The organism is Xylanibacillus composti (assembly GCF_018403685.1).
Lineage (GTDB): Bacteria > Bacillota > Bacilli > Paenibacillales > K13 > Xylanibacillus > Xylanibacillus composti.
The window spans coordinates 12,896-32,050 of sequence record NZ_BOVK01000039.1; the positions used below are offsets into that span (position 1 = coordinate 12,896).

Annotated in this window: 20 protein-coding genes and 1 tRNA gene; 18 read left to right on the plus strand and 3 right to left on the minus strand. The window is 46.0% G+C overall.

Annotated features, from left to right (window positions below; translation table 11 throughout):
• The first annotated feature begins 172 nt into the window (after positions 1-172).
• The 8 genes from mnmE to XYCOK13_RS14200 all read left to right on the plus strand — a co-directional run bounded on the left by mnmE (position 173) and on the right by XYCOK13_RS14200 (position 8,791).
• Positions 173-1,549 (plus strand): tRNA uridine-5-carboxymethylaminomethyl(34) synthesis GTPase MnmE, encoded by a 1,377-nt coding sequence (gene mnmE, locus XYCOK13_RS14165; protein ID WP_213412825.1) that lies wholly within the window; start codon positions 173-175, stop codon positions 1,547-1,549.
• A 28-nt stretch (positions 1,550-1,577) separates the two neighbouring features.
• Positions 1,578-3,476: a tRNA uridine-5-carboxymethylaminomethyl(34) synthesis enzyme MnmG gene (gene mnmG, locus XYCOK13_RS14170; RefSeq protein WP_213412826.1), complete on the plus strand. Its 1,899-nt coding sequence runs from the start codon at positions 1,578-1,580 to the stop codon at positions 3,474-3,476.
• Between the two features lie 2 nt (positions 3,477-3,478).
• Complete coding sequence (gene rsmG, locus XYCOK13_RS14175; RefSeq protein ID WP_213412858.1) at positions 3,479-4,207, plus strand: 16S rRNA (guanine(527)-N(7))-methyltransferase RsmG; 729 nt, start codon at positions 3,479-3,481, stop codon at positions 4,205-4,207.
• Positions 4,208-4,336: 129 nt separating this feature from the next.
• A complete protein-coding gene (gene noc / locus XYCOK13_RS14180; RefSeq protein WP_213412827.1) occupies positions 4,337-5,152 on the plus strand; it encodes a nucleoid occlusion protein in 816 nt (271 codons plus the stop codon).
• 244 nt (positions 5,153-5,396) lie between these two features.
• Positions 5,397-6,170, plus strand: coding sequence for a ParA family protein (locus XYCOK13_RS14185; protein ID WP_213412828.1), 774 nt, complete (start codon positions 5,397-5,399; stop codon positions 6,168-6,170).
• Positions 6,151-7,002: a ParB/RepB/Spo0J family partition protein gene (locus XYCOK13_RS14190; RefSeq protein WP_213412829.1), complete on the plus strand. Its 852-nt coding sequence runs from the start codon at positions 6,151-6,153 to the stop codon at positions 7,000-7,002. Before XYCOK13_RS14185 ends, XYCOK13_RS14190 begins: the two co-directional genes overlap by 20 nt.
• Before the next feature lie 114 nt (positions 7,003-7,116).
• Positions 7,117-8,265, plus strand: coding sequence for an aminotransferase class V-fold PLP-dependent enzyme (locus XYCOK13_RS14195; protein WP_213412830.1), 1,149 nt, complete (start codon positions 7,117-7,119; stop codon positions 8,263-8,265).
• A gap of 22 nt (positions 8,266-8,287) precedes the next feature.
• Complete coding sequence (locus XYCOK13_RS14200; RefSeq protein WP_213412831.1) at positions 8,288-8,791, plus strand: DUF4446 family protein; 504 nt, start codon at positions 8,288-8,290, stop codon at positions 8,789-8,791.
• Here the strand turns inward: XYCOK13_RS14200 and yyaC are convergent.
• A complete protein-coding gene (yyaC, locus tag XYCOK13_RS14205) occupies positions 8,788-9,387 on the minus strand; it encodes a spore protease YyaC (protein WP_244865168.1) in 600 nt (199 codons plus the stop codon). The genes XYCOK13_RS14200 and yyaC overlap by 4 nt on opposite strands.
• Before the next feature lie 89 nt (positions 9,388-9,476).
• Here yyaC and XYCOK13_RS14210 point away from each other — a divergent pair, with 89 nt between their 5' ends.
• The 4 genes from XYCOK13_RS14210 (at position 9,477) to XYCOK13_RS14225 (ending at position 11,157) form a co-directional block, all read left to right on the plus strand.
• A complete protein-coding gene (locus tag XYCOK13_RS14210; protein ID WP_213412832.1) occupies positions 9,477-9,722 on the plus strand; it encodes a putative Se/S carrier protein in 246 nt (81 codons plus the stop codon).
• Positions 9,723-9,763: 41 nt separating this feature from the next.
• Positions 9,764-10,648: a mechanosensitive ion channel family protein gene (locus XYCOK13_RS14215; protein WP_244865170.1), complete on the plus strand. Its 885-nt coding sequence runs from the start codon at positions 9,764-9,766 to the stop codon at positions 10,646-10,648.
• A 23-nt stretch (positions 10,649-10,671) separates the two neighbouring features.
• Positions 10,672-10,893, plus strand: coding sequence for a DUF951 domain-containing protein (locus tag XYCOK13_RS14220; protein ID WP_213412833.1), 222 nt, complete (start codon positions 10,672-10,674; stop codon positions 10,891-10,893).
• A 176-nt stretch (positions 10,894-11,069) separates the two neighbouring features.
• A tRNA-Ser gene (locus tag XYCOK13_RS14225) sits at positions 11,070-11,157 on the plus strand.
• A 393-nt stretch (positions 11,158-11,550) separates the two neighbouring features.
• On the opposite strand, the gene XYCOK13_RS14230 is transcribed toward XYCOK13_RS14225, so the two are convergent.
• Positions 11,551-11,742, minus strand: coding sequence for a YjzC family protein (locus XYCOK13_RS14230; protein WP_213412834.1), 192 nt, complete (start codon positions 11,740-11,742; stop codon positions 11,551-11,553).
• A gap of 325 nt (positions 11,743-12,067) precedes the next feature.
• On the opposite strand from XYCOK13_RS14230, the gene rpsF reads away from it, so the two are divergent.
• The 6 genes from rpsF (at position 12,068) to XYCOK13_RS14260 (ending at position 17,689) form a co-directional block, all read left to right on the plus strand.
• A complete protein-coding gene (gene rpsF / locus XYCOK13_RS14235; protein WP_213412835.1) occupies positions 12,068-12,358 on the plus strand; it encodes a 30S ribosomal protein S6 in 291 nt (96 codons plus the stop codon).
• A gap of 36 nt (positions 12,359-12,394) precedes the next feature.
• Positions 12,395-12,871 (plus strand): single-stranded DNA-binding protein, encoded by a 477-nt coding sequence (gene ssb, locus XYCOK13_RS14240; protein WP_213412836.1) that lies wholly within the window; start codon positions 12,395-12,397, stop codon positions 12,869-12,871.
• Positions 12,872-13,105: 234 nt separating this feature from the next.
• A complete protein-coding gene (locus tag XYCOK13_RS14245; RefSeq protein ID WP_244865172.1) occupies positions 13,106-14,218 on the plus strand; it encodes a tyrosine-type recombinase/integrase in 1,113 nt (370 codons plus the stop codon).
• A complete protein-coding gene (locus tag XYCOK13_RS14250) occupies positions 14,215-15,600 on the plus strand; it encodes a tyrosine-type recombinase/integrase (protein ID WP_213412838.1) in 1,386 nt (461 codons plus the stop codon). The genes XYCOK13_RS14245 and XYCOK13_RS14250 overlap by 4 nt, the downstream gene beginning before the upstream one ends.
• A 2-nt stretch (positions 15,601-15,602) precedes the next feature.
• Complete coding sequence (locus XYCOK13_RS14255) at positions 15,603-17,240, plus strand: tyrosine-type recombinase/integrase (RefSeq protein ID WP_244865174.1); 1,638 nt, start codon at positions 15,603-15,605, stop codon at positions 17,238-17,240.
• A complete protein-coding gene (locus XYCOK13_RS14260; protein WP_213412839.1) occupies positions 17,237-17,689 on the plus strand; it encodes a hypothetical protein in 453 nt (150 codons plus the stop codon). Before XYCOK13_RS14255 ends, XYCOK13_RS14260 begins: the two co-directional genes overlap by 4 nt.
• A 293-nt stretch (positions 17,690-17,982) precedes the next feature.
• Here XYCOK13_RS14260 and XYCOK13_RS14265 read toward each other — a convergent pair whose 3' ends face one another.
• A complete protein-coding gene (locus XYCOK13_RS14265) occupies positions 17,983-19,107 on the minus strand; it encodes a toll/interleukin-1 receptor domain-containing protein (protein WP_213412840.1) in 1,125 nt (374 codons plus the stop codon).
• Positions 19,108-19,155 lie beyond the last annotated feature (48 nt).

Sequence of the window (19,155 nt, forward strand, 5' to 3'; positions counted from 1 at the left end):
AGATTTATTTGCCTCGGTCATTGCTTTTTTTGACACAATAGATCTTGGTCGCCATATCCGGCTGCTGTATTTAATGAAGCGGACAGCGATATTTGGGAAATGCTATAACGAACAAGTCAATCGCGGGTTAGAAGTATGGCTTGACAGAAGAAGGCCACGAGGGTGATGAAGGATGATTGAGGATACGATTGCAGCCATTGCGACGGCTGTGGGGGAAGGCAGCATTGCGGTGATCCGGATCAGCGGGCCTGAAGCGATTTCCATAGCTGACCGGGTTTATCACGGGAAGGCCAAGCTGGACTCGCAGCCTACTCATACGATCCATTACGGGAAAGTGAAGGATCCGGGAACAGGGGAGACAGTAGATGAAGTGCTCGTTTCGATCATGCGGGCGCCGCGTTCATTCACGATGGAGGATGTTGTAGAGGTAAGCTGTCATGGGGGAATAGTCCCGGTAAGAAGAACGTTGGACTTGCTACTGGAGGCTGGTGCGAGGCTGGCAGAGCCGGGGGAATTCACAAAGCGCGCATTCTTGAATGGACGGATTGATCTTGCCCAGGCGGAAGCGGTTATGGACCTCATTCGCTCTCGTTCGGATCGAGCTTTTTCCGTAGCGATGAAGCAGTCGGAGGGTTCCTTGTCAGAACGCATTCGTTCGCTGCGGCACGATTTGGTTGAGCTGATGGCCCATATTGAGGTGAATATTGATTACCCTGAGCACGACGTTGAAGAAATGACGAATTCGTTCATTATAGACAAGACGGAATCCGCGATTGCGGCGATTGACGGACTGCTAAGGACTGCAAGACAGGGAAAGGTGCTTCGCGAGGGCATCGTTACGGCGATAGTCGGTCGGCCGAATGTCGGCAAGTCTTCATTGATGAACGAATTGGCGCAAGAAGAACGTGCGATTGTAACCGACATCCCTGGAACTACACGTGACGTAATTGAAGAATATGTGACGGTAAACGGCATTCCGTTGAAGCTGCTCGACACCGCTGGCATTCGGGAGACTGCGGATGTCGTGGAACGTATCGGGGTGGAGCGGTCGAAATCCGCAATTGCGGACGCCGATCTTATTCTGATGGTTGTCAACCGCAATGAAGCGTTGTCCGACGATGAGAAGTCGCTGATTGAACAGCTGCGCGGAAAAGCTATGCTGCTGCTCTTAAACAAGTCGGATTTGCCCTCGGCCTTGGATATGGAATGGTTGTCTGAACATGTGGATAAGGAACGTATGATTGAAATGTCGGTGAAGGAGCATCGAGGGATCGACCAGTTGGGGGAAGCGATTGCCAAGATGTTTTTCAGCGGAGCAGTTGAGACAGCTGATCCGACATATGTGTCGAATTCTCGTCATATTCATTTGTTGAATCAAGCGAATCATTCCTTGCAGGAAGCGCTTCGGGCAGCCGAGGAATGGATGCCGATCGATATGATTCAGATTGACATTCGCACGGCATGGGAGAAGTTAGGGGAGATTATTGGCGATGCCGTTGGTGAATCGCTGTTGGATCAGATTTTTTCGCAATTTTGTCTCGGTAAATAAGTGAAGAAGGAAATGAGGTGACCGAAAAATGGGTTATCATGCGGGAGATTATGATGTCATAGTCATAGGTGCCGGCCATGCCGGATGTGAAGCGGCGTTGGCAGCGGCAAGAATGGGCTGTGAGACACTGCTGATTACGATCAATTTGGATATGGTTGCGTTTATGCCATGCAATCCTTCGATTGGCGGGCCGGCCAAGGGACACGTAGTACGTGAGATCGATGCGCTCGGGGGAGAGATGGGCCGCAACATTGACAAGACCTTTATTCAGATGCGTATGCTGAATACGGGGAAGGGTCCTGCTGTGCATGCCTTGCGTGCGCAAGCGGACAAGTTTTTGTATCAGCATATGATGAAGGAAACGATTGAGCTTCAAGAGAATCTGGAACTGCGCCAGGGCATGGTGGAGGAGCTGATTATCGAGAACGGGGAATGCCGGGGTGTCATTACGAAAACTGGCGCAGCCTATCGGGCCAAAACAGTTGTCTTAACGACCGGCACATATTTGCGCGGCAAAGTTATTATGGGCGAGTTGATGTATGAGAGCGGTCCGAACAATCAACAGCCTTCGATCAAGCTGTCGGAGAACTTGCGCGAGCTAGGGTTTGATCTGGTCCGCTTCAAAACAGGCACGCCTCCGCGCGTACTGCGCGAGTCGATTGATTTCTCCAAGACTGAGATTCAGCCTGGCGATGAGAAGCCGAAATACTTCTCCTATGAAACAACGAAGGAAACAGCGGCACAGGAGGAGCAGCTGCCGTGTTGGTTAACATACACCTCATCAGAGACACACCAAATTATTAACGACAATTTGCATCGCGCGCCTATGTTCTCTGGGCAAATCGAAGGAACAGGTCCGCGTTATTGTCCTTCTATCGAGGATAAAATTGTGCGCTTTCACGACAAGCCAAAGCATCAAATCTTCTTGGAGCCGGAGGGCCGTCATACATCGGAATATTACGTGCAAGGACTCTCAACAAGCATGCCCGAGGATGTGCAGTTAAAGATGCTGCGTTCCATCTCCGGTTTGGAGAATGTGCGTATGATGCGAACCGGGTACGCAATCGAATATGATGCGGTTGTGCCTACGCAGCTGTGGCCGACATTGGAAACCAAGCTTGTGCCGAATCTTTTCACCGCTGGTCAAATCAATGGCACATCCGGGTACGAAGAAGCCGCAGGCCAGGGGATTGTTGCCGGCATCAATGCCGCGAGAAAAGTACAGGGCAAGGAACCCGTCGTCATCGATCGTTCCCAGGGCTACATTGGCGTGTTGATCGATGATTTGGTGACCAAAGGGACGAATGAGCCTTACAGGCTGCTAACTTCTCGTGCAGAGTATCGGCTCTTGCTTCGCAACGACAATGCCGACTTGCGTCTTACTCCGCTCGGCTATGAGATTGGTTTGATTAAGGAAGAGCGCTATCAGCGGTTTCTGGCGAAAAAAGAAGCGATTGCGCAAGAATTGGCGAGGCTCGCTGGCGTGAAGATTCGCCCGGATGAAGAGGTGCAACAGCTGCTGGCAGAAGCCGGGACAGCCCCGTTGCAAAATAGCGTTGATGCTGTCACGCTGCTTCGCCGCCCTGAAATCACGTATGAGCAGCTGGACGCACTCTGCCCGCCTGAAGAGTCGGTTTCCGATGAAGTGAAGGAACAGGTTGAGATTCAGGTGAAATATTCGGGATATATTGAGAAGCAGCTGCTGCAGGTAGAGCGTCTGAAGAAGATGGAGAAGAAGCGGATTCCCGAAGATATTGATTATAACGCGATACATGGCATTGCTACCGAAGCGAAGCAGAAGCTGGCCGAGATCCGACCACTCTCTGTGGGGCAGGCTTCCCGCATTTCGGGTGTGACGCCGGCGGATATTTCCATTCTCCTTGTCTATCTGGAGCATTATAATAAAGTTGTGGCGAGTCGTGCATGAGTATGGATACGGTACAGAAGCATTTCGTTGATGCATTGGCGGAGCATTCGATTGTCTTGACTGACGATCAATTGCAGCAGTTCGAGCAATATTACAAGCTGCTTGTAGAGTGGAATGAACGTATGAACTTGACTGCCATTACGGAGCGGGATCAGGTTTATGAGAAGCATTTCTACGATTCGCTGACGCTGTCTTTTTACACGGATATGAAGCAGGTGAAGACACTGGCTGACATTGGCTCTGGTGCGGGCTTTCCTGCGATTCCGCTGCGTATTGTTTTCCCGCATGTGCATATTACGATCGTCGATTCGTTGAACAAGCGCATTCAATTTCTGAATCATGTAGTGAAGGAATTGGACCTTGCGCATGTTGAAACGGTTCACGCGAGAGCAGAGGATGCGGGACGAGATCCGAAGCTGCGGGACTCCTTCGATCTGGTTACGGCCAGGGCCGTGGCCAGATTGGTCGTTTTGAATGAGCTTTGCCTTCCTTTTGTGAAACCTGACGGGCTTTTTGCGGCGATGAAGGCTTCAGACGCCAATGAAGAGCTTGAGGAAGCGCGATTCAGCTTTGGGGCATTGCAAGCCAAAGTTGCACAAATAGAGTCCTTTCAGTTGACCGCGGAGCAAGCAAAGCGTACGATCATTATGGCGAGGAAAACAGGTGCCACACCGAAAAAGTATCCGAGAAAAGCTGGCATGCCATCCAAAATGCCCTTGCTCGGATTTTGAGCGGCAGAATGTTTCACGTGGAACATGAGTGCCGATAGGAATGACACAAAAAGTTTCCCGCGCGCTAGAAGGAAAAGTCGTGTTTTTGGAGAAATGTAAGAGAACAATCTTATAGGTGGTCTATAATCCATGAAAGAACACATTTCAAAAATATTCGGTTTTTCGGAAAAGCAATCGCAAGACGAAGTGAAGCAGCTTCCGCTATCTGAAATCGTGCCGAGCCCATACCAGCCAAGGACAATTTTCGATGATGAACGCATTGAAGAATTGTGCCAGACGATTCGTACACATGGCGTCATTCAGCCCATTGTAGTGCGCGTTCGCAATGATCGCTATGAGATTATTGCCGGGGAACGGCGTTTTCGGGCTGTCAAGAAGCTGGAATTGGAGACTATTCCGGCGATTATACGCGAGTTCAATGATTCGCAGGCTGCCTCGATTGCGCTGATTGAGAACTTGCAGCGGGAAGGGTTGACCTCAATCGAAGAGGCGAATGCCTACCAGCAGCTCATTGAACTGCATCAATTGACGCAGGAAAGCTTGGCGCAGCGGTTGGGAAAGAGTCAATCCACGATTGCCAACAAGCTTCGACTTCTTCAACTCTCTCAGCCTATTAAGAATGCGTTACTGGAGCGGAAAATATCAGAACGGCACGCGAGAGCGATGCTAGCATTAGAGAGCGAAGAGCTGCAAGTGAAGCTGCTGAAGGAAATTATCGAAAAGGAGCTCAACGTCAAGCAGACTGAAGCTCGCGTTCAGCTGTACAAGGAAGTTCAGAAGCCTAAACGGAATAAACGCTATTCCTTTTCCAAGGATGTTCGTCTGGCAGTCAATACGATCCGCCAATCCGTTGATATGGTAGTGAATTCGGGGTTGTCCATACAAACGGACGAGAAGGATTTAGACGATCATTATGAAATTGTCATCCGAATCCCCAAACAGTAAGGTTATGCGCCATTGGCCATGTTCTCCGGCGAAAGCCGAATTTTTTTTTGACATTGTAAAATTGGGTGCTCTATCACGACGATGCCGGGCTTTCCCTCGAAATAGCTGGAAGCAGATTTGAAGCCAGGTGACGCATGACAGGGATAGAGTCGAGCCTCACAAAAGAATAGCTGGGACGTTGCGGGGTTCTCTTTCGCTTTTGTGGGTTGGGTGGAAATATGAAGTTCATTGGGGTGAAAAGTAGATGTGCAAGATCATAGCGGTCGCAAATCAAAAGGGCGGTGTTGGGAAAACTACAACTTCAGTCAATCTGGGCGCTTCGCTTGCTTCTCAGGGCAAGAAGGTTTTGTTAATTGATATAGATCCACAGGGCAATACGACTAGCGGCATAGGCATCAACAAAGCAGATGTCATGTATTGCATCTATGATGTGCTAATCAATGACGTGCATCCGAAGGATGCAACAGCGGAGACAGTTATTCCGAATCTGCATATTATTCCTGCCACGATTCAGCTTGCCGGTGCGGAAATTGAATTGGTTCCTACTATATCCAGGGAAGTGAGACTGAAGAAATCGCTGGCACTGGTACGTCATTTATACGATTACATCTTGATTGATTGTCCGCCATCCTTGGGGATTTTGACAGTCAATTCGCTAACAGCAGCAGATTCGGTCTTGATTCCTATTCAATGTGAATATTATGCGCTTGAAGGGCTCAGTCAATTGTTGAATACAATTCGACTTGTCCAGAAGCATCTGAATACAAGCTTGCAAATCGAAGGCGTCCTGCTCACGATGTTTGATGCCCGAACGAATTTGGGTATTCAAGTGATAGAAGAAGTGAAGAAATACTTCCAGCAGAAGGTTTATCAAACCGTAATTCCGAGAAATGTACGTTTAAGCGAGGCGCCGAGCCATGGGGAATCGATTATTACTTATGATCCTCGCTCGAAAGGTGCTGAAGTGTATATGGAACTGGCAAAGGAAGTGATCCAGAGTGAACAGGCGATTGGGTAGGGGTTTGGATGCATTAATTCCTTCGCTAAATGTTTCCGAAGAGGACAAGGTCGTTGAAATTCCGGTAAAGGAGCTGCGACCCAATCCTTATCAGCCTAGGAAAACCTTCGATGAAAACAGTATTCGTGAACTCTCTGAATCGATACAGGAGCACGGTGTTATTCAACCGATCATTGTACGGAGCGTGCTGAGAGGATACGAGATCATCGCAGGGGAAAGACGATGGAGGGCGAGCCAGGTTTGCGGCAAGGATACAATTCCTGCAGTAGTTCGCAAATTCACGGATCAACAAGTGATGGAAATCGCCTTGATCGAAAATTTGCAGCGTGAGGATCTCAATGCAATAGAAATCGCGATCGCATACCAAGCTTTGATTGATCAATTCTCGCTGACCCAGGAAGAATTGTCGGCCAAAGTAGGCAAATCCAGGTCGCATATTGCGAACTTCTTGCGGCTGCTGCAGCTGCCCGCTGAAATTAAGGAGCATGTTTCACGTGGAACATTGTCAATGGGACATGCGCGAGCACTGGCGGGTGTGCGGGATGATCTGCAGAAGGTCAAACTGTGCCGAGTTGTAGTGGAAGAAGGCTGGAGTGTTCGTGAATTGGAGGAAGCAATCCAGCAGCTGGACAGCAAACCTCAGGCAAATCGCAAACAAAAGTCTAAAAAACGCGACCCTTATATTCATCAGATAGAAGATAGTCTGCAGGAAGTTTTCCAGACTACCGTCAAGATCAAGCATGGCAAGGATAAAGGGAAAATAGAGTTTCTATATTACTCGAAAGATGACCTGGAGAGATTGTTGGAGCTTTTGCAGCGAACTGGCGGATAAGGCAAGCTAAGAACCGGAGCATATGCTGCTCAATTGTTGATCAACCCGCATGTGGACGGGTACAATAGTTGCAGCATATGCTTATTTTTTGGATAAAAGGGGGCTGTTTAGGTCGTGCAACTGATCTATTTAGACAACGCTGCATCATCTTGGCCCAAACCGCCAGAGGTAGCGCAAGCGGTAGCCCGCACCATTGAGCAATGCGGTGCGAATCCGGGCAGGGGCAGCCATGGGATGGCCGTTGCTGCGAGCCGGATCTTGTTTGAAGCGAGAACGAACTTGGCCAGGCTGATGGGTGTGAACAATCCGAATGACATTGCGTTTTGCTTCAATACTACAGATGCGTTGAATTTGGCTATACGCGGTTATGTTCGGCCAGGCGATCATGTGATTTGCACAAAGGTCGAGCACAATGCAGTATGGCGGCCTTTGGAATACTTGAAACGGCATCATCGGGTTGAGGTCAGTTATGTAGAGGCGAATGAGAGGGGAGAGCTCTCGCTTGCAGAGCTCGATCAGGCATTTCGACCCAATACGAGGCTGCTCATCTGCAGCCACAGCTCCAACTTGCTCGGCAGCATCCTTCCCATTGAAAAGATGGCTCAGATCGCACATAACCACGGGGCTAAAATTTTGGTGGATGCTGCTCAAACGCTGGGTGTTTATCCCGTGCATGTTAAGGACATGCAGCTGGATATGGTCGCATTCCCCGGCCACAAAGGATTGCTCGGTCCGCAGGGAACTGGAGGCCTGTACATTCATCCCGACATTGAGCTTGAGCCGCTTCGGCTTGGCGGGACAGGGAGTCGGTCTGAGGAAGCTGAACAGCCGAACATACGGCCAGACCGCTATGAAGCCGGAACGCTGAACACGCCGGGAATAGCAGGATTGAACGAAGGCGTCAAATATGTCCAGAATGAGACGGTGGAAAGCATCCATACTAAAGAATGGACGCTCACACAGAGGATGATGGAGGCATTTGCTAGCATGACGGGCGTTCGGGTGCTTGGTCCCGGGCTCGGCGAACCGCGGACAGGCATCGTCTCGATTGTGCTCGATGCGATGGATGCTGCGGAAGCGGCGTTTGTGCTGGATCAGCATTTTCAAATAGCCGTACGCGCGGGCTATCATTGTTCTCCGTTGGCACATCAAACAGCAGGTACGCTTGGAGCAGGTGCTGTTAGGATCAGTGTTGGCTGTTTCACTACTGAGCAAGAGATAGACGCTTGTATCGAAGCAGTTGGACAATTATCCCGGACATGAGCTCTGGAAAAGGGGGACTTGCATGAGACAGGAAATGCTGTTTGGGTTGGAAGAGCAGGCTGTATGGCTGCTCTTGGGGACGCTGGGTTTGTCATTGCTATTATTTTTGTTTGTCATTCTTTTATGGGTGCGGATATCCCGATTAAGAAAGCGATATTTGCGCAGCATGGGCAACGGTGAGGCTGCGAATATGGAGCAAGTGCTGTTGGACATCCGTGAACAGCTGGACACGCTGCATGCATCGAACAAAGCGCAGGCCGATCAGTTTCGCCAATTGGAACAGACAGTAGCTGCGATGAAAGGGCGGATCGGTTTTTATCGATATAATGCATTCGCTGAGCGGGGCAGCGATTTGAGCTTCTCCCTGGCGCTATTGGATGCCGATCGCAATGGTGTCGTGGTCACCAGCCTTCACAACCGGGAAATGAGCTATGTGTATGCCAAGCCGATTGTGAAGGGCGACTCTGACTATAAGCTGACGCCGGAAGAACGCCAGGCGATTGAACAAGCCGGATCGCAGGGCTAAATGGAAGCCCTTTGATCAGGAAGGTAGGCTAATGATTGGACGATGGAATGGCCGATAATTTCTGCCATGCGAATGACCAGACTTAATCGTGTATTTTGAAGAACGAAATACTCCATAAATCCGCCTACGTTCACAATGCCGGTAATATGCACATTTCCAACCGGCGGCAAATCCTTGTTCACGCCTGCACCGGGCTTCACCGGTCCATCGCCGATTTGGATGCAGCCCACGCTGGACACTTGACCCAAGCAGGCGTCCACCGCAATGATGAACGGATTTGTTCGCTCGTTGCTCACACGGTCCAGCGTATCTTGCAAATTCATGGCATGAACCGGTTCGTCTAATGTGCCGTATACATAGAGACCGTCGATGCTTTGCTTGTTCAGCTGCGTCCCGACGAAAGGCCCCAGGGAATCTCCGGTCGAACGGTCAGTTCCGACACAAACGGCGACCAAGTCCTGCTCGGGTTCCAGACGGGAATAGAACTGGCTCAAGTGCAAGGCGAGCTTCTCGTGAATGTCCGCTTCCTGATAAGACAGCTTAATGGAATCGGGCGTGGCCTTCAATCGTTTCATAAATGGAAATGGATTGCCCATCTGGTCCTCCTGTATGGATGTTCGGATTTTTACTAGTATACGAAGATCGCAGGGGATTTATACTATATGCGAAAAGGAATGGATGAGAGATGCTGCTGCTTGCCTTTGACTCCACACAACAAGCACTGCGTGCCGAAATGCTGCTGGACTATGCGGAGATCGAGATTGATACATGCCCGACGCCGAAGGAAATCACAGCGGGATGCGCGCTGTCGATTGCGTTCGATGACAAGGATAAGGAGCAGGTTATACGGATAATTCGGGAGGAGAACGTGGAGATCCGGGGGCTCTATTCCAATAAGGGAAATGGCTATGATAAACTACTACTAGACTGACGGAATTGCAGATTCGGTACAGAATGGAGAGAATATGAGGCATGCAGCGGTATTTGGCTAACACGGCATGGGCGACATTCATGGATGAAATGAGCAATCCGGACAATTGGCTGAACTGGGGTATGGTGCTAGTCAAAATCGTCGTTATCCTGGCAGCCGCAGGTATAGCCAAGCGTATTGTCCGCAGAGCGATTACTCATATGATTGCGGATCGGCAGAATCGACGTATCCAGTATGATCCGCGAAGAGCTAAGACGATGGGGAAGCTGATCGGAAATGTCAGCGGCTACACAATCAATTTCATCGCACTCTTGCTCATCATTGATCAATTTGGATACAGTCTCATGCCCTTGCTGGCAGGGGCAGGCGTACTAGGCTTGGCAATCGGCTTCGGCGCGCAAAATCTGGTTCGCGATGTCATTACCGGATTCTTCATTATTTTCGAAGACCAGTTCGGGGTAGGCGATGTCATCATGGTAAACGGACAGAAGGGGACGGTCGAGGAAATTGGGCTGCGGGTTACGAAGCTTCGTATTTGGACGGGAGAAATTCATATCATCCCGAACGGGGCCATTGGCGAGGTAACGAACTTCTCTGTCAACAATTCCATCGGGGTGACGGATATCTCAATCGCTTACGAATCGGATATTGACAAGGCCTTGCAGGTTATCAAGGAGACAGCGATGAAAGTGAAGGAAATGAACGAAAATGTCGTCGGGGATCCGGATGTGCTGGGTGTCCAGAGCCTGGGCGCTTCCGAGGTGATAATTCGGGTATTGACCGAATGCAAGCCGAATACACAATTTGCTGTAGGCCGGCAGATGAATGCGGAGCTGAAGAAAGCGCTCGACCAGGCGGGGATCGAAATTCCGTATCCGCGTCTTGTCACCCTGCAGCGCAAGGATGAACCGGCCCATTCCGGTTAATCTCTCAGAGGAGGGGATAAGAGATGGAACCGATTCGTTACGGATTGGGCGATATTGTGCAATTGAAGAAGCCGCATCCGTGCGGTGTGAACGAAATGGAAATCATCCGCATGGGCATGGATATACGGATCAAATGTACGGGTTGCAAGCATAGTGTGATGATTCCGCGGGCGAAGTTCGAGAAACGCTTGAAGAAGGTGCTGAGAGCCGCGGCCCAGCAAGAAGGAGAGCAGGACGAGAATTAAGCCGGCAATACGGCGATTGTGCTGACAAGAGGAAGCTGTGTCCAATCATGCTGCGGCGGATGGGGCACAGCTTTTGATAGCTTGGCGAACGGACGGGCAGCGATCCAAAAATAACCGTTGCAAGGAGTCAATCGAATATGCTACAATACGATTTGTCCGCTAAATGGCAGACTCATGGAAAGGTACCCAAGAGGTCCAAGGGGGCTGACTCGAAATCAGCTAGGCGTCGTCAGGCGTGCGTGGGTTCGAATCCCACCCTTTCCGTAGCTAAAGAACGACCCGAGGGGTCGTTTTTTTGTTTGGCGGGAGAGCTGATCGGATCGACGGAGCCGGGAAATCCGGTGCACAAGGGAGAAGCTCTATCGGAACGGAGAGACACTAGTTGCTGATTTTCCCCGGATTTCATAATTCTAACGGAAACTAGAGACACTACTCCCGCATAATCATGTGTATTGAACGGAATTTCTCGGAATAAGGCCTTCCCAGTTCCGTTAGATATCCAATTTCCCCGAAATCAGCGAAATAGCGTCTCCATGTTCCGTTAGCATGCAATTCCCTTATGATGCAAATAGCCGAAGATCAGATCATAAGCGGCCAGCTTCTGCCAAAGTCAAACTGCAGAAGGCGGGCAAGCGCAGCATCTGACATACGGCTGCGCTAGTGCTTGCCCTGGCGGTCCAGCTTCCACTTTCGGTTCTGATTGGTGGTAGGCGGGAAGGTGTCGCCTTTTTGTAAGGTTACATGCTGCGGATCGTTCACACCCATGTGAAAGGCCCGTTCGCCAACTTCGGAGTAAGTGCCGTTGTTGGGCACTTTGTCTCCTGGTTCGAATTGTGTCTGTTCACCCACACTCGGTCACCTCGCTTTAAAATTCTCATGCCCTCTCGAATAGTATGCGACCCTCCGCAACTGCTCCATGCACGCCAAAGTTTGCAAGCAGCCAGGAGCGGCCGGAAAGCTGGAGAGGACTCGAACGAATGTTGTTACAATTAGCGATACTCGAGTCTGCGATTTGCCTGAGGATAGGGGAATGTTGTGATATGGATCAATGGTTGCTTCCAAGGCGGCAATCTGATATAGTTATTTAGTGCGAGTTTTTTGAAGTAGTTTTCAAGTATCTCGCTCCTTGCTCCCAAACAGTGGGGGCCGTTTAGTCCAGAAGGAGGTGAATCGAATGCGCAAATACGAAATGATGTTCATCATCCGCTCCGAAGCTGACGAGGAAACTGTCCAAGCAGTAGGAGAGAAGCTCCAGGGCATCATCACCAACAACGGCGGTACTGTAGACAAGTACGAGGTCAAAGGTAAGCGTCGTCTTGCGTATGAGATCAATAAGCAGCATGACGGCATTTACGTGCTCGTGAATTTCACAGCAGGACGTGAAACCGTTAGCGAACTGGATCGTGTCATCCGCATTTCGGATGAGATTATCCGTCATTTGATCGTCCAAGACGTTGTAGCCTAAGCCGAGTATCTATGCCTATAGTCCGGGAGGGATTCGATGTTGAACCGTGTCATACTCATCGGTAGATTAACCAGAGATCCGGAGCTCCGCTACACGCCATCCGGCGTTGCGGTCACGCAGTTTACGCTTGCGGTAGACCGGCCGTTTACGAGCCAGGGCGGCAATCGCGAGGCCGACTTCATTCCCGTCGTAACTTGGCGGCAGCTGGCTGAGACCTGTGCGAATTATTTGCGCAAGGGCAGACTGACTGCTGTAGAGGGACGCATTCAGGTGCGTCATTACGATAATAATGAAGGCCGTCGTGTCTATGTAACGGAAGTCGTGGCGGACAACGTGCGTTTTCTGGAATCAGCCGGGGGCGGCGGCAATCGGGACGAGTCTTACGACGGAGGCGGCCAATCATACCGCGACCGCGGACCGTCTCAGGATAGCGGACGCAATCAACAGCAGCAGGATCCTTTTTCCGATGACGGCAGTCCGATCGACATTTCTGATGATGATTTACCGTTCTGAAATCTGACACAAGTGAATTGTTTTTTGAATACTGTTAAAGTCGCTTAAACCCTTGAGAAATCAAGGGTTCTTTTTATTTTTCTAGGGTATAATTTTGTGCCAGTCATATACAGAGGAAAAATCAATAATTGAGGGTGAGTGTGATTGTATCAAAAATAATTTTTAAGAAAATGTGGGGGAATTGAAACGAAAACAGGAAAGTTGATGTACTTATCAATAAGAGGTGATAACAAAGTGCCGTTAAAAGTGGAAAAGACTCAGAGTGATAATGGAGTAGAAAAATTCGTTATCGTTGATGAGAACTACAACATTATTGAAGAAGTGGTCTTGTTCTTAAATTGGCTTGAAAAGAAAGGTATGTCTGCCGGAACGCTTGAAACATACTGTAACGACCTCAAGGAGTTTTTTAGCTGGTTGGAAATCAAAGAGATGAAGTTTTATGAAGTAAGGAAAAGGGACATGCTTTCTTGGCTGGAGTACCTTGAAACCAACGCTGGAAAGGGGAAGCCTAAGTCGGCGAGAACAAAAAACAGATATTTAGCCACTATTGCATCGTTCTATCGTTACTATGAGGGATTAGGGGGTTGGATTGAATCAAATCCATTAACAGTCAAAGATAATATGAAACTTAATCATTATTTAAATCATCCCATAAGAAGGAAAACCCTTGACTTCTCCTTTTTCAGGGTGAAGGAGCCAAAGTCAAAAAATACAAGGAAATTAGCACGATCTCAAATTGAGGCATTGTATGAGGGAATTGAACAAGTGCAAAGTGAAGCTGATCTTGTTATTAGGAATAAGCTTATGTTTCGAATTCTGTATGAGACCGGATGTAGAATCGGAGAGTGTTTAGGCTTACGATTGAATGATTATGAATACCCGAAAGCCGGGAAAAATTATGGACTTCTCTGGTTTAGAACACATAGTCCTCTTTACCACAAGGATCACAGATTAAAAACATTAGAGCGGCAAATACCGGTTAGTGACGATTTAATATATAACATTGACGAGTATGTTTGTAATATAAGGCCTGATTCTGGTCAATTCCAGACAATATTAGTGAATCATCGCCGTCCGAATGAAGGTAAATATATGACTAGAGGTCCTGTGAACACATTTTTCAATGACTTATCACGATTAGTGGAGATTGAGTGTACTCCACATTGGTTGCGACACACGCATGGCACTGAATTGAAGGAAGCAGGGTTTGACAGTGTGTATATTCAGCATCGTCTTGGACATAGCTCTATAAATTCAACAGCGAAATACATGCATCCTGATTTGGAAACACAAGGAATAGCGTATGAGAAATTCCAAAAACAAAGAAGGAGTGCTTTGTTACAATGAATGCCGCAATTGTTAAATCGATAAACCCAAAAACTGATAAATGGGTATTATCAAAAAAATCTTCACTTGGAGACACAATGACATTTGATTTCACATACTTGCCAAATCGCTGGTTTAAAAGGACGTTAAAAGAAATTACAATTGATTGTTTTACGCTAGGAAAACCATCTTTTGAAACTTTAAATAGATATAATTATTCATTAAAACATTTTTTTAATTTTTATAACGAGGTGGGCTTAAATTTAAAGACATTTGAGGAACTAACACACCAACATACACAAATGTTCGTGTTTTATCTTCAAAACCAAAAGATGTCGAACGCAACAAGGAACGTGATAATGGCAGCATTAAAGTGGTTTGTCGAGTATGGGCGATTTTTTGAATATGATGGATTTCCAACAAGACAGGTTTTTGATGGTGAGGAATATAAAGCACTACAAACGGAAGATATACTCAAAACCAGGTATATCCCGGATACTGTCATGAGGCAGATTGAGATCGCCCTTTCAAATGAAAAGAACGTGATCTTAAAGAGTTTAATTGAGATCGGAATAGATACAGGCATACGATTATCTGAAGCATTGGAACTTGAAGAAGGTTGTATTTCAGAGGATTTCACGGGTAAACCCGTCCTTTATGTACGATCAGAAAAGAATAAATCGGAACGGTTTATTCCCGTTTCAAATCGGGTAAAGACAGCTGTTAAAACCCTTGAAACATATACAGCAGAAGCTCGGAAAACAATAAATTCGAGATTATTGGTGACTTACTGGATGCCGAATGCAAAAAGATTTGATAGGTTAATCCAGAGAGAGTTTAGATCCTGGCTAAAGATATTTGTAAAAAAACATAAGATCAAAGATGTTGACGGCGAGGTATATCCCTTAGTCTTCCATGCATTTCGTCATACGTTAGGGACGGACATGCTTAATAAAGGAATGACAATATTCGAAATACAAGATTATCTTGGGCATGACTCCCTGCACAGTACCGCGGGGTATGCGAAGGTTCAAAATCCAAAAATTCAAAGGGAATATAAGAAGCTCGGGTTCGTCGGTGTAATTACAAAAGAGATCAATAAAGAAAGCTTAGGTAACGGAAGATATGATACCAAAACATTAAAAGCATCAGCTCTTCCCGACGGTGTGTGCAGAAAACCGATAAATAACGAAGGAAAAGTATGTGCAAAATTCAATTTATGCATAATTTGCCCTAAATTTATTACAACACCTCAACATCTCTCGATTCACAAGCAACACTTAGAACGACTTAGGGCTGATAAAGAGGCGTATATGGCATCAGAGTTTATCGGAACAGTAAATCATCTAGAAACCATCGAGTACGCCTTAGAAACGATTATAGAGCGGCTGGAGGCATTGTGAGCATGGAAATAGGTAAAGCAAAGGATCTTAAGCTTGTAGATTTCGATGGCAGTAATACGGAACAAAATTTTCGTTGTGGGAATAACTATTTTTCGGATAATGTTTGGGATTTTAACGGGTACGTGAGAATTGGGCATCTGTCCGGTTCAAGGCTAAAGATAAAATTCAACTTTGTTGAAAACAAGCCTGAAATGTTGCATGTGGTGAAATGGTATATGGTTCATAAACTATTAACAGGTAAATTTCTTACAGCGAAGCGGAGTTTAGATGGTGTAGTACGGTTTGTAAAATTTATTGAGGAAGCCGCGCCCGAGATTGAGGGTTTTTCAGAAATAACCTATGATTTGTTGAAATCATACTTTATGTATCTACTGGATGCAAAAAGCGAAACAACGGGGGAGCCCTTAAGTGGAGTTGCAATCAAAAAGTGTGCATTGGCGATTAAAGAGATACTACTGAAAGGTAATGTAAAGGGTTGGGGAGTTCCCGATGATGTTCGATACGTTCAGAATCTGTATGAGGAAATGATTATCTTTAACAAAAGTATCAAAAGGGACAGCAAGAAAGCAGAAGAAATCGTGAAAGAAAAGATTGAGGATGAGGATCTGATTGACCGGATTGTAAAATTTGCTATGGACGATCTAGATAAGAGTGAAAATATACTTACGGCTTCGAGTGTTGTTCTTTCAACTCAATTGGGACTTCGTATTAGTGAAATCATCACTATTTATAGCGCGTCAATTAAGGAAATAGGTGGCGACACGATGCTGATTTATTCAACTGGAAAGTTGAGTCCCGAACCAGTAGAGGTTTCAAAGCCAGCGAATCAACTAGTAGTATACGCATTGGATAAAATCAAAGAATATGCAGCGCCGTTACAAAAGGAATCAGGGCTTCCATATTTGTTCCTGTCCAGAACTAGAAACAAAAAGGGCTACCCTGTTGGATTGGCTTCGCATGCGAATTGGAATAAGAATCACTTGCGTCCATGGATTAAACAGCATAATATCCGAGATAAGAACGATGAATTAATTGATTTTACCAGTCATACATTTCGTCATGCATTTGCAAGCTATTCATTGAAGGGTGGGGCTTCGATAGAAGTAATAAGTCAACTTATGAATCATAAATCAATTCGAGGAACTACCCACTATACTCACTTGTTTAGGAAAGTAGTGGAGAGTAAGTTTTCTTCTGTTCTCCATGAAAACGCTGTTATTGCTGGAGTTAAAGCGTTAGAAATAAAAGAGAAACTAAAACAACACAATCCATTCAAAGGGAAAACTATAGATCAAGTGAATAAAATACGCAGAGCAATGAAAATCCAAGTGCTTTCTCACGGACTATGTCTGCACCACCCAATGCGAAACGAAGCTTGTGCAGGTGACGGTGTATGCCTTGGTTGTCAAAACTTTTTAACAACTCCCGAATTTCTAGAAGTTCATAAGGGACGACTGGAGAAAGTACAGAACGAATTATCTACGGCATCTAGTAATGGGCCTTATGAGGCGAAATTAAAAACAATTGAGAATTATTTGCTTGGAATTATACGAGATCTAGAATCTCAAATGGACTATCGAGGAAATAACGACAATTCCGAATATGTTTCACAGGATGAATTGGGGGTTAGGATAGTATGACCCAGGCGAGGTTAAATGAAAATCTAGAAAAAATCGAAAAAGCGATAACGAACCTCCGTCGAGGGAAGAATAAACTGACAATCTCGAATATAGCCAAGAAGTCAGGAGTGCCTAGAAGAACGATCTATAATAGGCCTGAACTAAAAGAACGTTGCGACCAGGCAATATTGATTCAGGAGGAATTGGAACAAGCATCTAAGGAAGCGGCAGCTGGCACCGAACCAGCTAAATTATACGGCAGCAAATTACTGCAATTTAGATATGAAAAAGTGAAGAACGAGCTAAAGGAGCAGAAAATAATTAATGCAAAGATTTTAGAAAACAACAGGAAACTGGTTATTGAAAAAGATGAAATGAAAGGAACGATCCAAAGGCTGCAAGAGGATAATGAACGGTTGAGGGAGCAATTGCGGCAAGATCAAAAAAATAAGGTGAGAAAAATAAAATAATACGGCCCAGTAATTCAGAAAAACGAAGGGGAGGTGTCTGATTTGATAAGATGGCTAAACCAAAATGAAGGAGCCGTGCTCAAAATAATAAGCGTTATATTTTTAGGGTTTGGCGCAGGTTTATTTCTCGTTAGCGAATATGTTTGGGCGCTGGAAAGTGGATTGATTGGAGTCTTGATTTATGGAATATACCGACTGTTCAGGGATGTCAGTATATAAATAAACAAACCACCTGCAAGTGGTGTGGTCTGTAAAAAAGTTACATCGGGTCAAGTTGACTCGATGTCTTGTGGCTAAATTTTATATATAATGTCTTTCTCGACTAATGATTGAAAGAAGTCCTGAATGTCTCGATAAATTATATTTTGGGGAATGAAGGACAATCCAAGAACATAGTGTGCGGCTTTCTGCGACTGCCATTTATTCAAGTCATATATGGAGAATCTCATATCTTTTTCTCGATAGGAAAAGCTTCCGATACGTTTTTCAGCAAAGCCAAACTCATCTGGGTACATTGACACGACAGATGCTAGGTGTTCTTCTCGTGTTATATAAGCATATCCATTTCTTAGGCTAAACCTAAGATAAATCCATTCCTTTTCATCAATTAACTGAACAAGTTGAACAAAAAGATTAAATGATTTCTCAAAATTATAAGGTGACATTGTAAAAAAGATTTTATCTAGTTCATCCTGCCTGACGGAACCTTTTTCATCCTGCTTCTTCTTCCCAATTTTATAAACTATTTTTATACCGTAAACAAGTATGCTCTTTTGCTTATCAGAAGACTCATAAGAGTGTTTAACGTTATGATTAATGAGGTATGCTGTTATATTCTCGAAAAACCCTTCTACGTTGTATGTAACTTTTCCACCATTTCCATTCCCATACTCCGATAACAACTCGTAATCAACACTATCAAAAATATCTCGTAAATCTAGATTATTGAATGATTCATTTTGACAAGAAATCATACTTATATAGTCGTCATCAGAAAACTTCTCTTCAAAGCGATAGTCAAATTTCTTGTTTATTACAGTAATAAAATTATTTAGTCCGTCGCCGGAAGTAATGTTGAACCCTTGGAGTAAACTTAAAGGCGCCTTCAATAAAGCTATGTCAATTCCGATTCCTACAGGAATAACTTCAATGTTTTTTGAGTATGCAAAACCTGCTTCAAAATAAATCCAATTGGTAGCGATTGAATTTGGCGTTACAAAAACAAACATTACTGAAGCTTGATTTAGGCCATCTTCAATTTTGTGAACCCAGTTGCTTCCGAATGGTATGCTTTGACCATCGCTCGAAAGAAAAATCTCCAATACACCGCCAGTAATGGAATCCAGCTTTGTTTTAATGGCTTGTATCAAGTCTTTGTCTTTACTCGAATGGCTAAAAAAGATCGTTGGTTTGTTCATATTTTAAGTTCTCCTTAAATGACATAATAATCAACGGCACTTTAATTA

Excerpts from the sequence above, each read along its gene's own strand:
- mnmE (WP_213412825.1), top strand. The coding sequence starts at position 173 with ATGATTGAGGATACGATTGCAGCCATTGCGACGGCTGTGGGGGAAGGC.
- mnmG (WP_213412826.1), top strand. The coding sequence starts at position 1,578 with ATGGGTTATCATGCGGGAGATTATGATGTCATAGTCATAGGTGCCGGC.
- rsmG (WP_213412858.1), top strand. The coding sequence starts at position 3,479 with ATGGATACGGTACAGAAGCATTTCGTTGATGCATTGGCGGAGCATTCG.
- noc (WP_213412827.1), top strand. The coding sequence starts at position 4,337 with ATGAAAGAACACATTTCAAAAATATTCGGTTTTTCGGAAAAGCAATCG.
- XYCOK13_RS14185 (WP_213412828.1), top strand. The coding sequence starts at position 5,397 with ATGTGCAAGATCATAGCGGTCGCAAATCAAAAGGGCGGTGTTGGGAAA.
- XYCOK13_RS14200 (WP_213412831.1), top strand. The coding sequence starts at position 8,288 with ATGAGACAGGAAATGCTGTTTGGGTTGGAAGAGCAGGCTGTATGGCTG.
- yyaC (WP_244865168.1), bottom strand. The coding sequence starts at position 9,387 with ATGGGCAATCCATTTCCATTTATGAAACGATTGAAGGCCACGCCCGAT.
- XYCOK13_RS14210 (WP_213412832.1), top strand. The coding sequence starts at position 9,477 with ATGCTGCTGCTTGCCTTTGACTCCACACAACAAGCACTGCGTGCCGAA.
- XYCOK13_RS14215 (WP_244865170.1), top strand. The coding sequence starts at position 9,764 with ATGCAGCGGTATTTGGCTAACACGGCATGGGCGACATTCATGGATGAA.
- XYCOK13_RS14220 (WP_213412833.1), top strand. The coding sequence starts at position 10,672 with ATGGAACCGATTCGTTACGGATTGGGCGATATTGTGCAATTGAAGAAG.
- rpsF (WP_213412835.1), top strand. The coding sequence starts at position 12,068 with ATGCGCAAATACGAAATGATGTTCATCATCCGCTCCGAAGCTGACGAG.
- ssb (WP_213412836.1), top strand. The coding sequence starts at position 12,395 with ATGTTGAACCGTGTCATACTCATCGGTAGATTAACCAGAGATCCGGAG.
- XYCOK13_RS14250 (WP_213412838.1), top strand. The coding sequence starts at position 14,215 with ATGAATGCCGCAATTGTTAAATCGATAAACCCAAAAACTGATAAATGG.
- XYCOK13_RS14255 (WP_244865174.1), top strand. The coding sequence starts at position 15,603 with ATGGAAATAGGTAAAGCAAAGGATCTTAAGCTTGTAGATTTCGATGGC.
- XYCOK13_RS14260 (WP_213412839.1), top strand. The coding sequence starts at position 17,237 with ATGACCCAGGCGAGGTTAAATGAAAATCTAGAAAAAATCGAAAAAGCG.
- XYCOK13_RS14265 (WP_213412840.1), bottom strand. The coding sequence starts at position 19,107 with ATGAACAAACCAACGATCTTTTTTAGCCATTCGAGTAAAGACAAAGAC.